Consider the following 14,098-nt stretch of genomic DNA (forward strand, 5'->3'; position numbering starts at 1 on the left):
GCGACGGCACCGCGAAGGGAAACGGACATGGTCGATATGGGCGCGCTGATCGGATCGGTGCGGCGCTTCGGTCTTGCGGGGCCGCCCTATGAAATCATCGGCATGGCGCCGCCCTCGCCGTCGGGCGAGCCGCAGATGCGGATCCACTTGCTCGAAAGCGACGAAGACGCGGATTATCCGGTCGGCGACATCCTCAACGACCCAATGGACGACTGATGTTCGCGATCGGATTCGACCTGTTGCTGCATCAGACCCGCGCGACGCATCCCAAGGGTGTCAGTCAGGCCTATGCCGATATCGGAGCGGTGCTCAATCGCTACGGTTTCATGCGCGTTCAGGGCAGTGTCTACGTCTCGCAGGGCGACAGTCTCGTCAACGTGACGTTGGCGATGAACGCGCTCAAGGCGCTTCCCTGGTTCGCGACGTGCGTCCGCGACATCCGCGCGTTCAAGGTCGAACATTGGAGCGACTTCACCGATTTCATGAAATCGTGACCGACGACCGCCTCCTCACCTCCGCGCGCCAGCCCGAGGACATCGACGCCGCGCTGCGCCCGAAATCGCTCGACGATTTCGTCGGGCAGCGCGCGGCACGGGAGAATCTGCGCGTCTTCATCCAGGCGGCGAAGGCGCGGGGCGAGGCGCTCGATCACGTGCTGTTCTTCGGTCCGCCCGGGCTCGGCAAGACGACGCTGGCACAGATCGTCGCGCGCGAGATGGGGGTGGGGTTCCGCGCCACCTCGGGGCCGGTCATCGCCAAATCGGGCGATCTCGCGGCGCTGCTGACCAATCTCGAGGATGGCGACGTGTTGTTCATCGACGAGATCCACCGGCTCCAGCCCGCGGTCGAGGAGGTGCTGTATCCGGCGATGGAGGATCGCGCGCTCGACCTGATGATCGGCGAGGGACCGTCGGCGCGGTCGGTCCGCATCGACCTGCCGCGCTTCACGCTGGTCGGGGCGACGACGCGGCAGGGGCTGCTGACGACGCCTTTGCGGGACCGCTTCGGCATTCCGGTGCGGCTGCAATTCTACACCGTCGAGGAACTGACCCGCGTCGTGACCCGCGCCGCAGGGCTGCTCGGGCTGGCGATCTCCGCAGACGGTGCGAGCGAGGTCGCCCGGCGGGCGCGGGGTACGCCGCGGATCGCCGGACGCCTGCTGCGCCGGGTACGCGATTTCGCGCATGCCGCGGGGCATGATCTGGTCGATTCGGCGGCGGCGGATTCGGCGCTCAACCGGCTGGAGGTCGACGGGCTCGGCCTCGACGCGATGGACCGGCGCTATCTGACGATGATCGCGGACATCTATCGCGGCGGGCCGGTGGGGGTCGAGACGCTCGCCGCCGGCCTCAGCGAACCGCGCGATACCGTCGAGGAAGTGATCGAGCCCTATCTGATCCAGCTCGGATTGGTAGCGCGGACCGCCCGCGGGCGCTGCCTGAACGCGGGCGGCTGGAAGCATCTGGGGCTGAACCCGCCGCCGGGGTCTCAGGACGGTCTGTTCGATGTGTAGGTCGTCCCCGGCATGGGGAGGATCTGATAGCTTTTGTTGCGTGGCACCCATGCCGTCGATCTGGTAGCCGATGGCCATGCCCGTCTCCGCCGCCGCCTCCGCTCGCGAGATTCTGACCCGCCTTCACGATGTGATGGCGGGGCGGACCGCGCCGCAGGCGAAGCTGAACGCGGTGGTCGGAATCGTCGCTGAGGCGATGAACAGCGAGGTCTGTTCGATCTATCTGCTGCGCGAGGGCGTGCTCGAACTCTATGCGACGCGCGGCCTCGACCAGGCGGCGGTGCACGTCACCAAGCTGGCTCTCGGCGAAGGGCTGGTCGGCATGATCGCGGCGGAGGTCGAGGTGCTGAACCTCGACGAGGCGGCGAGCCACCCGGATTTCGCCTACAAGCCCGAGACCGGCGAGGACCGCTATCACAGCTTTGCCGGCGTCCCGATCATCCGCCGCGAACGTGCGGTCGGCGTGCTGGCGGTCCAGCATTTCGAGACGCGCAAATATGCCGATGTCGAGATCGAGGCGCTGCAGACCGTCGCGATGGTGTTGTCCGAACTGATCGCCAATGCCGGACTGATCGATGTCGCCGGCACCGGCAGCAACCGGGTGCAGTCGACCGCTTCGGCACGGCTATCGGGCCAGAAGCTCGTCGACGGCATGGGATCCGGCTTCGCGGTGTTCCATCAGCCGCGGATCACGATCGAACATACGGTGGCCGAGGACACCGATGCCGAGCGCCACCGCGTCTATGCCGCGTTCGACAAGATGCGCGAACAGATCGACCGGATCACGCGCGAGGCCGAATTCGGCGTTGCGGGCGAGCATGACGAGGTCATCGCGACCTACAAGATGTTCGCCTATGACGAAGGCTGGACGCGGCGGATCAACGAGGCGATCGACAGCGGGCTGACCGCGGAGGCCGCGATCGAGCGCGTGCAGCAGCGCACCCGGCAACGGATGCGCCAGATCGACGATCCGCTGCTCGCCGACCGGATGCACGATCTGGAGGATCTGTCCAACCGGCTGCTTCGGATCGTGTCGGGCCAGATGGGCACCGCGGCGCAGCTGGGGTTGCGTCAGGACACGATCCTGATCGCCCGCAATCTCGGCCCCGCCGAGCTGCTGGAATATGACAAGCGCCGGTTGAAGGGTGTGATTCTGGAGGAGGGGTCGCTGACCGCGCACGTCACCATCGTCGCGCGCGCCATGGGCGTGCCGGTGCTCGGCCGGGTGCGCGATACCCGCCGGGAGATCGCGGAAGGCGACCTGCTGATGCTCGACGTGACCGAGGGTAATGTGTTCGTCCGCCCTTCCACGGCGATGGAGGAGTCGTTCGAGGGGCGTCTCGCGGTGCGGCAGAAACGGCGCGCGGCCTATGCCGCGCTTCGCGACGTGCCGCCGGTGACGAAGGACGGGCATCGCCTGACCCTGATGATCAACGCGGGGCTGCGCGACGATGTCGCGGCGCTGGACGTCATGGGTGCTGACGGGATCGGGCTGTTCCGCACCGAATTCCAGTTCCTGGTGTCCGCCACCCTGCCTCAGCGCGAACGCCAGCAGCGACTGTACAAGGAGGTGCTGGACGCGGCCGGCGATCGTACCGTGGTGTTCCGCACCGTCGATATCGGCGGCGACAAGGCGCTGCCCTATCTGAAGGAAGGCGACGCCGACGAGGAGAATCCGGCGATGGGCTGGCGCGCGCTTCGGCTCGCGCTGGAACGCGGCGGGCTGATGAAGGCGCAGGCGCGCGCGTTGCTCGAGGCGGCGGCGGGGCGGACGCTCAACGTGATGTTCCCGATGGTCAGCGAACCCTGGGAATTCGACACCGCAAAGGCGCTGTTCGAGGCGCAGCGGGAATGGATGACGAAGCGCGGCAAGCGACCGCCGGCCGCGATCCGCTACGGCGCGATGCTCGAAGTGCCGGGGCTTGCCGAGCAACTCGACATCCTGCTTCCCAGGCTGCAGTTCCTGTCGGTCGGCACCAACGACCTGACGCAGTTCCTGTTCGCGGCGGACCGCGCCAATCCCAAGCTTGCGGATCGATACGACTGGCTGTCGCCGACCATCCTTCGATTCCTCGCGCGCGTCGTCGGGCCGTGCCGCGATGCCGGCGTCGATCTGGCGGTCTGCGGCGAGATGGGCGGGCGTCCGCTGGAGGCGATGGCGCTGATCGGGCTGGGTATCGAACGACTGTCGATCACCCCCGCGGCGATCGGTCCGGTGAAGGCGATGGTCCGGTCGCTCGATCGCGGCACCTTGTCGATCCATCTGAAGGCGCTGCTGGCCGATCCCCCGCGCGACATGCGCGGCGCGCTGACGGCCTGGGCAATAGCGAACGGAGTCGAACTGGCCTGATCGGGCGACGGGCGGTCCGCGGCGCGTTGACACGCCAAGGGCGCTCTGAAAGACAAGCTGTGCGGTGCCGCCGGGACGCGCCGCTACCGGAGACGCGAATGGACGACGGCGAAGTTCGCCAGCCCGAAACGGCACAGCCGCCTGCGACGGTCGGCACTTCTCTGCGCCTCGCGCGCGAGGGGAAGGGCCTGTCGCTGGCGGATGTCGCGGCGCAGACGCGGATCCCGTTGCGTCACCTGGTCGCCATCGAGCAAGGCGATTATAGCGCGCTGCCTTCGCCGACCTATGCTGTGGGTTTCGCCAAGGGCTATGCCCGAGCGATCGGGGCCGACGAAGTGGCGGTCGCGCATGCGGTCCGCGCGGAAGTCGATCGCGCCGGCCCCCGCGTGCCCGAATATATTCCCTATGAAGCCCCCGATCCTGCGCGCGTCCCCTCGCGCGGCATCGCGATCGTCGGGCTCGGCCTGGCGCTGGCGATCCTGATCCTCGGCAGTCTCTGGTACGGTACGTCGTTGTTCAGCGGTGGCGGTACTGACTATGGTTTGCCGCTCGGAGGGCCAAAGCCCGGCACCAAGATCGTAACGCCGATCGCCGCGCCCAAGCCCACACCTGCCGCCCCGACCGGCGGCCAGGTCGTGCTGACCGCGAGCGACGATGTCTGGATGCGTGTCTACGACGCCGACAACAAGACGCTGTACCTCGGCACGATGAAGCCGGGAGAGGCCTTCACGGTGCCGGCGGCGGCGAAGGATCCGATGATCAATGTCGGCCGGCCCGACAAGCTGACGGTGACGCTCGACGGCAAGGCCGTTCCCCCGCTCGGCACCGGGGAGCACGCGATCAAGGACGTGAAGGTCGGTGGTACGGCGATCGCCGCGCGTCTCACCGGCGGTGCGACGACGCCGGCACCGGACGCGTCCTCTACGCCGCAGTCGTCGGCGCACCGTTCGAGCGATACGCACCGCGACGGCAAGGCGGGCAAATCGCACAAGGCACCGCTGACCGAGACGCAGCGGGCCAATATCGATTCCGCCGCGCACCCGCCGGCCGCGACGGGCAATATATCGGCACCGTGAGGAACGCGGACAATGGCCGACGACACGGCGGCGCTTCGACGATATGGCGACGCCGCGTTGCGATATCGGGACCAAACCGGGGGGGTGTGACCTATGCGTAGATATTCATTGGCGATCCTTGCCGCTTCGGCGACGCTGCTGCCGGGGGCGGCGACTGCGCAGGCCAGCCTGGACGGTCGCATCGGCAAGCTGGAAAGCGAGATGCACGCGGTCCAGCGCAAGGTGTTTCCCGGCGGCGCGAACCAGACCGTGCAGCCGGACATCGCCCCGCCGTTGGCAACCGGCGATCCGTCGATCGGCACGCCGGCGTCGAGCCCGATGGCCGATCTGACCGCGCGCGTCGGTTCGCTCGAACAGCAGATGGCCACCGTCACCGGCCAGGCCGAGCAGAACCAGTATAAATTGCGCCTGATGCAGGAGCAGTTCGATGCGTATAGGCGAACGACCGATGCACGGTTCGCGACGCTGGCGACGGGGGCACCGACCGGCGCGCCGGCGGCGACGGCGGGTGGCGACGACGACTCGCTGCCGACTCGCATGCCGCCTGCCAAAGCGACGCGCGGCGGCGGCAGTACCGGCGGATCGACCAGGTTCGGCGCGGCCAGGGACAGCGGACCGGCCAAGGCCGCGCGCGACCCCGAGCATGCCGATGCGGTCGCCGCGGTGGAGAAGCCGGCGACCGGCGATGCGACCGAGGACGCCTATCTCTACGGCTATCGTCTCTGGCAGGCGAAGCTGTATCCGGAAGCCGAGATCCAGCTGAAAAAGGTCGTGGCGGATTATCCCAAGAGCCGCCGCGCGAGCTATGCGCAGAACCTGCTCGGCCGGTCCTATCTCGACGAGGGCAAGCCGAGCCTCGCGTCGATGGCGTTCTACGACAATTACAAGAAGATGCCCGATGGCGAGCGGGCACCGGAAAGCCTGCTCTATCTTGGCCAGTCGCTCATGAAGCTCGATAAGCCCGCCGATGCGTGCAAGGTCTATTCCGAGCTGACCGATGTCTATGGCGGCAAGATATCGGCCGGCATGAAGGCGGACGTCGCGAAGGGACGCGCCGCCGCCAAGTGCCAATAGCGCCGGACGCGCCCGCAATCGTCCGCTTTGCCGCCGATCTGGCGCGGTTGAGCGGCGAAGGCCCCGTCCTGCTCGCGGTGTCAGGGGGGCCGGACAGCATGGCGATGCTGGCCCTTGCTATCGGTATGCGCGCCGGCGTCACGGTCGCGACCGTCGATCACGGACTCCGTGCGGATGCCGCGGCGGAGGCGGCGATGGTCGCGGCCATCTGCGCCGATCACGGCCTTGCGCATGCGACGCTTCGGCCCGCCGGATCGATCGAGGGTGCCAGCCTGCAGGCGCGCGCGCGCCAGGCCCGTTACGCGCTGCTGGCCGATCACGCGCGGTCGGTCGGCGCTGCCGCCATCGCCACCGCGCATCATGTCGACGATCAGGCGGAGACGTTGTTGATGCGCGCCGGCCGCGGGGCGGGGCTTTCGGGGATGGCGGGCATCCGGTCGCGCGTGGTGATCGAGGGCGTGCCGGTCATCCGACCGCTCCTCGACTGGCGGCGCGCCGAATTGCGCGGCGTCGTTCGCCGCGCCGGGCTGCGCTTCGTCGACGATCCCGCGAACGCCGATCCGCGCCACGACCGGACGCGCTATCGCCGGTTGCTCGAGGAGAACGAATGGCTCGACCCGCTGCGCCTCGCCCACACCGCAGGCGCATTGGCCGAGGCGGACAGCGACGTTCGGACGATGACCGACTGGCTGTGGCGGGAACGGGCGACGCCGGGCGATACCGAGGTGACGCTTGCCGTCGACGACCTGCCGCGCGAATGGCGTCGCCGTCTCGTCCGGCGCGCCGTCGCCGCGGTGCGGATCGCGGCCGGGATCGACGCGCCCGAATGGCCCGAGTCGGCGGACGTCGAATCGGTGCTGGCGATGCTAAGCGAGGGTCGTCAGACGACACGGGGCGGTGTCCTGGCGAGCGCGCGTGGACCGAATTGGCGGTTCCGTCCCGCCCCCGCGCGGCGAACGGGCTGATTTGGCGGTTGCGGTACCCTTTGTTCCATTGCCATTAACCGCTGCGCGCTTATCTTGAAGGCCGAAAGGTACATGCGCGCATGAACGAGAACGACAAGCAGCCGGGTGACGGCAATGGCGGCAATCCCTGGATGAAAAGCCTGCTGATCTGGGTCGGCGTGCTGCTCGCGCTTGCGATGTTCGTGACGCTGTTCGACGGCGGGCATACCCCGGCGGGTAGCGGCAATGCGATCGCCTATTCGGCGTTTCTCGACAAGGTCGACGAAGGCACCGTGAAGGACGTGGCGATCAGTCGCGACGTCATCAGCGGTACGCTGACGTCGGGCGAGAAGTTCAAGACGCAGGCGATGCCGCAGGGCGACGGCGCGCTGGTGCCGACACTTCGCAAGAAGAACGTCACGTTCAGCATCAAGGCCGACGAAGGCACATCGATCTGGATGGTGCTGCTGTACCAGTCGCTGCCGATCCTGCTGATGTTCGGCGTCGGCTTCTTCGTACTTCGCCAGATGCAGAAGGGTTCCGGGTCGGGCGCGATGGGCTTCGGCAAGAGCCGCGCGAAGATGTTGACGCAAAAGGAGGGTCGCGTGACCTTCGAAGACGTCGCCGGCATTGACGAAGCGCGCGAGGAACTCGAGGAGATCGTCGAGTTCCTGAAGGACCCGACCAAGTTCGCACGGCTGGGCGGCAAGATCCCCAAGGGCGCGTTGCTGGTCGGCTCGCCTGGTACCGGCAAGACGCTGCTCGCCCGCGCGATCGCCGGTGAGGCGGGTGTGCCGTTCTTCACCATATCGGGTTCGGATTTCGTCGAGATGTTCGTCGGCGTCGGCGCGAGCCGTGTGCGCGACATGTTCGAGCAGGCGAAGAAGAGCGCGCCGTGCATCGTCTTCATCGACGAAATCGACGCGGTCGGCCGTCACCGCGGCGCAGGCCTGGGCAATGGCAACGACGAACGCGAACAGACGCTCAACCAGTTGCTGGTCGAGATGGACGGGTTCGAGGCTAACGAAGGCATCATCATCATCGCCGCGACCAACCGTCCCGACGTACTCGACCCAGCGCTGTTGCGGCCGGGCCGGTTCGATCGCCAGGTGGTCGTACCGCGTCCGGATATCGAGGGCCGGGTGAAGATCCTCGAAGTGCATATGAAGAAGGTTCCGCTCGCGCCCGACGTCGATTCGCGCACCATCGCGCGCGGGACGCCGGGTTTCTCGGGTGCGGATCTGGCCAACCTCGTCAACGAAGCGGCGCTGACCGCGGCGCGCAAGGGCAAGCGCCTGGTCGCGATGGCGGAGTTCGAAGAGGCCAAGGACAAGGTCATGATGGGTGCCGAACGGCGTTCGATGGTCATGACCGACGACGAGAAGCGGATGACCGCCTATCACGAGGCGGGGCATGCGATCGTGTCGATCCACGAACTGGCGTCGGACCCGATCCACAAGGCGACGATTATCCCGCGCGGCCGTGCGCTGGGCATGGTCATGCGCCTGCCGGAACGCGACTCGTACAGCTATCACCGCGACAAGATGTATGCGAACCTGGCAGTGGCAATGGGCGGGCGCGTCGCGGAGGAAGTGATCTTCGGCTACGACAAGGTGTCGTCGGGCGCGTCGTCGGACATCCAGTATGCGACGGGTCTCGCGCGCGACATGGTCACCAAATGGGGCATGTCGGACAAGGTCGGACCCGTGGAATATGCGCAACCCGAGGGCGAGAGCTTCCTCGGCTATTCGTCGTCGCAGCCGGTCCGGATGTCGAACCAGACCGCGCAACTGATCGACGACGAGATCAAGACGATCGTCGAGGGTGGCCTGAACCGGGCCAAGCAGTTGCTGACCGATCATGTCGATCAGCTCCATCTGCTGGCGGGTGCGCTGCTCGAATATGAGACGCTGTCGGGCGACGAGATCAAGAAGCTGATCGCCGGCGACGATATCGGTCGTGTCGATCAGGGACCGACCCGGTCCGTCCCGCGGGCGGGTACGTCGATCCCGAAGACGCGTCGCCCGAGCGGCCCGTTCGGCGCGCCCACCCCGCTGGGGGCCTGACGAACCGCAAGCGCGGTTCAGCCGCGCGACAGGCGTGCGCGATTAATCGGCGGCATTCCCAATGGAGTGCCGCCGATGTCGTTCAGATCGCCCATGATTGTCGCCCTGTCCGCCATCGCCGTGCTGGCCGTCGCGACCCCGGCGATGGCGGCGATGAGCGTCGCGACCTTCCTGTCTCGCGCCGAACCGCTCCGCGCTAATCCGCTGATGGCGCTGACATCGCCCGACTATCCGGCGCTGAAGGCGGAGGCCGCGGCCGCGACGCACCAGCTGCGCGCCGAGGCGGACGCGCGGCGAGCGGCGGGCAAGAAACCCATCGCGTGCGTGCCCGATGGTCAGTCGATCGGGATCATGGAGATGCTGGGCGGCCTCGACGCCTTGTCGCCGGCGGACAAGCGACTCCCGCTCAAGGACGGCTATGCCCGCGTGCTGGCGAAGAATTATCCCTGCCGCTGACCGTCCGGTCAGTCCATCAACCCGTGGATCAACAGCAGCGCGGCGAACCCCAGGAGCACGGTGAAGCTGAACGTCAGCAGCACCACCGTCCGCCACGCCGCGGATGTCTTGCCGAGCGAATAGGCACCGCGCAGCTGGACGAACATGTGCACCGGCGGCACGACCGTCGCCGCCAGCCCGATCCACGCGCTGTCGACCCCAATCGCGCCGGCGATCGTCAGGACGATCATCAGCATCATCATGAACGCGATCGAATAGGTCACGAATATCGCGTGGTCGTACAGCGTGAACCGCCGCCGCCACAGGAACAGCAGAGCGACGAACGGCGTCGATAGCGGGATCAGCGTCCAGCTGTATTTATACGCGCTGGATTGCAGCTTGTAGATCGCCAGCGCGGGGTTCGCTGCCGCCTGACCGATCCCCTCGTCGAGCCGCGCCCAGCCGGTGTGGATCTTGCCCGCGATGCCGCGCAGTCCGCCCGCATTGTCCTTGTCCTGCATCAGCCCGATGCCGTCGATCGTCGCCTGCAGCGCTGCGATCGAGGCGTCGGCATGCGTGGTCGGCTGGCCGGCCAGTGCCAGTTGCTGGCGGACCTGGCGTTCGCGCGCGAGCTGCACCCCGGCCCGGTCCGCGGCCTGCGCGCTCGCGACCTGCGTCGTCGCCGCGGTCGCGTCGCCGGCCGCGCGGGCACCGTCCCAACCCATCCAGCTGATCGTCGCGAACAGCAGGAACACGGTGAACAGGAACAGCGCCAGCGGCGACACGAACCGGGCGCGCTCGCCCGCGATATAGCGGCGGGTCAGCGCGCCCGGATGGAGGACGAGCAGCGGCAGCGTGCGCCAGACCTTGCCCTCGAAATGGAATACGCCGTGCGCGATCTCGTGCCCGATCGCGCCGACCGACCGGTGGACCTCGGCCGACTGCCCGCAGGCGTGGCAATAGCCGCCCGTAAGCCGCGTTCCGCAGTTCAGGCATATCCCGTTGCCATGCCCGTGCCCGGCCTCGCCGGCCCGGGGTTCGATGGTACGCGCGCCAACCGCCCCGGTCATGACGTCGCCGATCGCGGATAGTTCGCCGTGCATGGGCGGCAGCGTAGCAAGGCAGTGCGATTGGCGCGAGGGGGTAGGTCGTGATAGCGTCGGCGCATGACGACCGATCCTTCCGCCCCGCCGGACGTGCTGATCGCCGCGATGGCACGCCGTGCGCGTGCCGCGTCGCGGATGCTGGCGGGCCTGTCGAGCGCGCAAAAGGCGGCGGCCTTGCGCGCCGCGGCGTCCGCGATGCGGGCGGGGACCGGCGCGATCTGCGCGGCCAATGCCGACGACATGGCGGCGGCGTCGGCGGCGGGGCTGTCGTCGGCGATGCTTGATCGCCTGCGGCTCGATGCCGAGCGATTGGCGGGGATGGCGGATGGGATCGAGGCGGTGGCAGCGTTGCCCGATCCGGTCGGCCAGGTGATCGACTCGCGCGACCGTCCCAATGGCCTGAATCTGGCACGTGTGCGGGTGCCGATCGGCGTGATCGGTATCATCTACGAAAGTCGGCCCAACGTCACCGCGGATGCGGCGGCCTTGTGCGTGATGGCGGGCAATGCGGCGATCCTGCGCGGGGGTAGCGAGGCGGTTGCCAGCAATCGCGCGATCCACGCGGCCTTCGTGCGCGGGCTGATCGAGGCGGGCGTCACCGCGGATGCGGTCCAGCTTGTGCCGATGACCGACCGTGCCGCGGTCGGAGCGATGCTGGCGGCGGAGGGTGCGATCGACCTCGTCATCCCGCGCGGCGGCAAGAGCCTGGTCGCGCGCGTCCAGGCCGAGGCGCGTGTGCCGGTGCTCGCGCATCTGGACGGGATCAACCATGTCTATGTCGACGCGTCCGCCGACGCGGCGATGGCGGAGGCGATCGTGGTGAACGCGAAGATGCGACGCACCGGCGTATGCGGCGCGATGGAGACATTGCTGATCGACCGCGATTACCCCGACACGGTGGCGCTGGTCGAGCGCCTGATGGCGGCGGGATGCGCGGTTCGGGGCGATGCGACCGTCCGCGCCAGGGTATCCGGGGTCACGCTGGCGGACGATGCGGATTGGGACACCGAATATCTCGACGCGATCGCCTCGGTCGCGGTGGTGGGTGGTGTCGAGGGGGCTATCGCCCATATCGCGCGCCACGGATCGCACCATACCGACGCGATCGTCGCGGCGGACGCGATCGTCGCCGACCGGTTCCTGGCCGCGGTCGATTCCGCGATCGTGCTGTGGAACGCCTCGACGCAATTCGCGGACGGCGGCGAGTTCGGGCTGGGCGCGGAGATCGGCATTGCGACGGGGCGGCTGCACGCCCGCGGCCCCGTCGCGCTGGAGGGACTGACGACGTATAAATGGGTCGGGCGCGGGACCGGGCAGGTGCGGGGTTGATATCGACCAGACAGAAGCATAATCTCGCGCAATGAAGAACAGATCATCCTTGTCGCTGGTCCTTGATCCGAAGCTGCTTGCATCGTTGCAAGTTGCCGCAGCGTGGCGACATCTGTCCGTCGGAGATTATGCAGTATCGGTCATCGAAACGGCAACGGCGATGGATGTCGAACTTGCTGCTTTCGTGCAGGAAGGTATCGATTCCATCGAGCGTGACGGAACCATCAGTCAGGAAGAGATGGAAGCCTGGTTCGAGGCGCGTTACCGCTCCGCTGCTGCCGAATGAGCATTGCCCATTGGAGTGTTCTGGCACGGGCCGATCTGGCCGGTGCCGATAGTTTCCACCGTGGGATCAGTCCGGACTATGCCTACCGGATCGGCCATGCGGCGATCGCCGCAGGCCGATTTCTGGCCGATCATCCCCGCGCCGGCCCCCTCTTTGGCGGCGACTCGCGTAAATGGCGGATCCGGCATACCAATTATCTTTTGATCTACCGGATCGTCGACGATGGCATCGAGGTCATGAGGATGCGGCACGCAGCCGAAAATTGGCGGACCGATCCCTGACCCGCACCGGCCTGCTCGGCGGCTCCTTCAACCCCGCGCATCGCGGCCATCGCCGGATCACGCTCGCCGCGATCGATGCGTTGGCGCTCGACGAGGCATGGTGGCTGGTATCGCCCGGCAATCCGCTGAAGCCTGCCGCAGGTATGGCACCGCTGCCGGCGCGCCTCGCCTCGGCCAGGGCGATGGCGAGGCGTGCGCAGATCCGGGCGACCGATATCGAGGCACGGCTCGGCACGCGCTACACGCTCGACACGCTCCGCGCGTTGAAACGTCGCTACCCCAGGCGGCGGTTCATATGGCTGATGGGCGCGGACAATCTGGCGCAGTTCCACCGCTGGCGCGGCTGGCGTCGGATCGCACGGACGATCCCGATTGCGGTGATCGCGCGTCCGGGGTATGACGCCGGAGTCCTCGCGGCCCCCGCGATGGCCTGGTTGCGGCGGTTTCGACAGCCCGCGAACAGTGCTGAGACCTGGACGACGTGGAGATTGCCGGCGATCGTGCTGTTGCGCTTCCACCCCGACCCGACCTCCGCGACGCGGATTCGTGCGGCCAATCCCGGCTGGATCAGCGCCTTTGTCGATCCGCCGTCCCAGGAGCTGCCTTGACCTCGTCCACCCTACGTCCCGCCGATCCCGCCGAAAGCCAGGCGATCCACGACCTCGTGCTCGCCAGCCTGGACGACGATCAGGCGGTCGAGCCGATTTCGATCCCGCTGGCGGGCAAGTCGTCGATCGCGGACCATATGGTCATCGCGAGCGGCCGCTCGACCCGCCAGGTCGCATCGATGGCGGCCAAGCTGGCCGAGCGGATCAAGGGCGAGTTCGGTCGGCATTGCCGGATCGAAGGCCTGCCGACCGCCGATTGGGTGCTGATCGATGCGGGCGACGTCATCATCCACCTGTTCCGGCCCGAGGTGCGCAGCTTCTACAATCTGGAACGGATGTGGTCGTTCGGCGACGCGCCCGCCACGCCGCAGATGGGCCAGGCCTGATCCAGCTGCACATCGTCGCGCGGGGCCGGATCGGGCGATCCCCCGAGGCGGATCTGGTCGATCGCTATATGAAGCGGATCGCATGGCCGACGAAGTTGACCGAATTACCCGAACAGGGCGGTAGATCGCCGCCGCTCGCACTCGGCACGAAGCGCGTGCTGCTCGACGAGAAGGGCGAGATGCTCGGCTCGGTCGCCTTCGCCGAGCGGCTCGGCCGGTGGCGCGACGATGGCGCGCGCGAGGCGCGGTTCGAGATCGGCGCGGCGGACGGGTTCGACGACGCCGACCGCGCGGAGGCGGACCTGTTGCTGTCGTTCGGCCGAGCGACCTGGCCGCATCTGCTCGCCCGCGCGATGCTGGCGGAGCAACTGTTCCGCGCGACCAGCATCCTTGCCAATCATCCCTATCACCGCGAGGGGTAGCGGATGCGCGGGCGGATCCTCATCCTGACGGCGGCGGGGCTGCTGACCACCGGCGGTAGCGCGCAGCAGACGGTCGCGGACGATCGCCGGCGCCTGATCCTCGCCAAGCGGCAGGCGGCCGAGGCCCAGGCGCGCGCGGCAACGCTGGAACAGGCCGCATCCGGGGAGCGCGGCGCGGCGGATCGCACGCAGGCCCAGGAGGCGGCGCTCGGCGCGCGCGTG

General features: G+C 67.8%; 16 protein-coding genes and 1 pseudogene. 16 read left to right on the plus strand and 1 reads right to left on the minus strand.

The window, feature by feature from the left end; translation table 11 throughout:
• Positions 1-36: 36 nt before the first annotated feature.
• The 9 genes from HUU99_RS02930 (at position 37) to HUU99_RS02970 (ending at position 9,479) form a co-directional block, all read left to right on the plus strand.
• Positions 37-216, plus strand: coding sequence for a DUF5397 family protein (locus HUU99_RS02930; RefSeq protein WP_217430745.1), 180 nt, complete (start codon positions 37-39; stop codon positions 214-216).
• Complete coding sequence (locus HUU99_RS02935; protein WP_174285067.1) at positions 216-494, plus strand: virulence factor; 279 nt, start codon at positions 216-218, stop codon at positions 492-494. Before HUU99_RS02930 ends, HUU99_RS02935 begins: the two co-directional genes overlap by 1 nt.
• Positions 491-1,513 (plus strand): Holliday junction branch migration DNA helicase RuvB, encoded by a 1,023-nt coding sequence (gene ruvB / locus HUU99_RS02940; RefSeq protein ID WP_174285068.1) that lies wholly within the window; start codon positions 491-493, stop codon positions 1,511-1,513. Before HUU99_RS02935 ends, ruvB begins: the two co-directional genes overlap by 4 nt.
• A gap of 76 nt (positions 1,514-1,589) precedes the next feature.
• A complete protein-coding gene (gene ptsP / locus HUU99_RS02945; protein WP_174285100.1) occupies positions 1,590-3,863 on the plus strand; it encodes a phosphoenolpyruvate--protein phosphotransferase in 2,274 nt (757 codons plus the stop codon).
• A gap of 98 nt (positions 3,864-3,961) precedes the next feature.
• Entirely contained in the window at positions 3,962-4,939 is a 978-nt protein-coding gene (locus HUU99_RS02950) for a helix-turn-helix domain-containing protein (RefSeq protein ID WP_174285069.1), read from the plus strand.
• A 93-nt stretch (positions 4,940-5,032) separates the two neighbouring features.
• On the plus strand, positions 5,033-6,013 hold the full coding sequence (locus HUU99_RS02955) for a tetratricopeptide repeat protein (RefSeq protein ID WP_174285070.1): 981 nt from the start codon (positions 5,033-5,035) through the stop codon (positions 6,011-6,013).
• Positions 6,004-6,978 carry a tRNA lysidine(34) synthetase TilS gene (gene tilS / locus HUU99_RS02960; RefSeq protein WP_254602882.1) on the plus strand — a complete coding sequence of 325 codons (975 nt, stop codon included), beginning with the start codon at positions 6,004-6,006 and terminating at the stop codon, positions 6,976-6,978. The genes HUU99_RS02955 and tilS overlap by 10 nt, the downstream gene beginning before the upstream one ends.
• Positions 6,979-7,058: 80 nt before the next feature.
• Complete coding sequence (gene ftsH / locus HUU99_RS02965; protein ID WP_174285071.1) at positions 7,059-9,023, plus strand: ATP-dependent zinc metalloprotease FtsH; 1,965 nt, start codon at positions 7,059-7,061, stop codon at positions 9,021-9,023.
• Between the two features lie 93 nt (positions 9,024-9,116).
• Positions 9,117-9,479 (plus strand): hypothetical protein, encoded by a 363-nt coding sequence (locus HUU99_RS02970; protein ID WP_254602883.1) that lies wholly within the window; start codon positions 9,117-9,119, stop codon positions 9,477-9,479.
• Positions 9,480-9,487: 8 nt separating this feature from the next.
• Here the strand turns inward: HUU99_RS02970 and HUU99_RS02975 are convergent, their stop codons facing one another.
• Positions 9,488-10,561: a DUF3667 domain-containing protein gene (locus tag HUU99_RS02975; RefSeq protein ID WP_174285072.1), complete on the minus strand. Its 1,074-nt coding sequence runs from the start codon at positions 10,559-10,561 to the stop codon at positions 9,488-9,490.
• Between the two features lie 63 nt (positions 10,562-10,624).
• On the opposite strand from HUU99_RS02975, the gene HUU99_RS02980 reads away from it, so the two are divergent.
• The 7 genes and pseudogenes from HUU99_RS02980 to HUU99_RS03010 all read left to right on the plus strand — a co-directional run.
• Entirely contained in the window at positions 10,625-11,893 is a 1,269-nt protein-coding gene (locus HUU99_RS02980; RefSeq protein WP_174285073.1) for a glutamate-5-semialdehyde dehydrogenase, read from the plus strand.
• A 31-nt stretch (positions 11,894-11,924) separates the two neighbouring features.
• A complete protein-coding gene (locus tag HUU99_RS02985) occupies positions 11,925-12,179 on the plus strand; it encodes a hypothetical protein (RefSeq protein WP_174285074.1) in 255 nt (84 codons plus the stop codon).
• Positions 12,176-12,460: a type II toxin-antitoxin system RelE/ParE family toxin gene (locus tag HUU99_RS02990; protein WP_174285075.1), complete on the plus strand. Its 285-nt coding sequence runs from the start codon at positions 12,176-12,178 to the stop codon at positions 12,458-12,460. The genes HUU99_RS02985 and HUU99_RS02990 overlap by 4 nt, the downstream gene beginning before the upstream one ends.
• Positions 12,442-13,068 (plus strand): nicotinate-nucleotide adenylyltransferase, encoded by a 627-nt coding sequence (locus HUU99_RS02995; RefSeq protein ID WP_254602884.1) that lies wholly within the window; start codon positions 12,442-12,444, stop codon positions 13,066-13,068. Before HUU99_RS02990 ends, HUU99_RS02995 begins: the two co-directional genes overlap by 19 nt.
• Positions 13,065-13,454, plus strand: a complete 390-nt coding sequence (gene rsfS / locus HUU99_RS03000) for a ribosome silencing factor (RefSeq protein ID WP_174285077.1) — start codon at positions 13,065-13,067, stop codon at positions 13,452-13,454. The genes HUU99_RS02995 and rsfS overlap by 4 nt, the downstream gene beginning before the upstream one ends.
• The gene (locus HUU99_RS03005; RefSeq protein WP_174285103.1) at positions 13,454-13,876 is read left to right on the plus strand and encodes a 23S rRNA (pseudouridine(1915)-N(3))-methyltransferase RlmH; all 423 of its coding nucleotides are present in this window, start codon (positions 13,454-13,456) and stop codon (positions 13,874-13,876) included. Before rsfS ends, HUU99_RS03005 begins: the two co-directional genes overlap by 1 nt.
• A 3-nt stretch (positions 13,877-13,879) precedes the next feature.
• A pseudogene (locus HUU99_RS03010) lies at positions 13,880-14,098 on the plus strand (hypothetical protein); the annotation flags it as partial.

Source organism: Sphingomonas bacterium (assembly GCF_903642285.1).
GTDB lineage: Bacteria > Pseudomonadota > Alphaproteobacteria > Sphingomonadales > Sphingomonadaceae > Sphingomonas.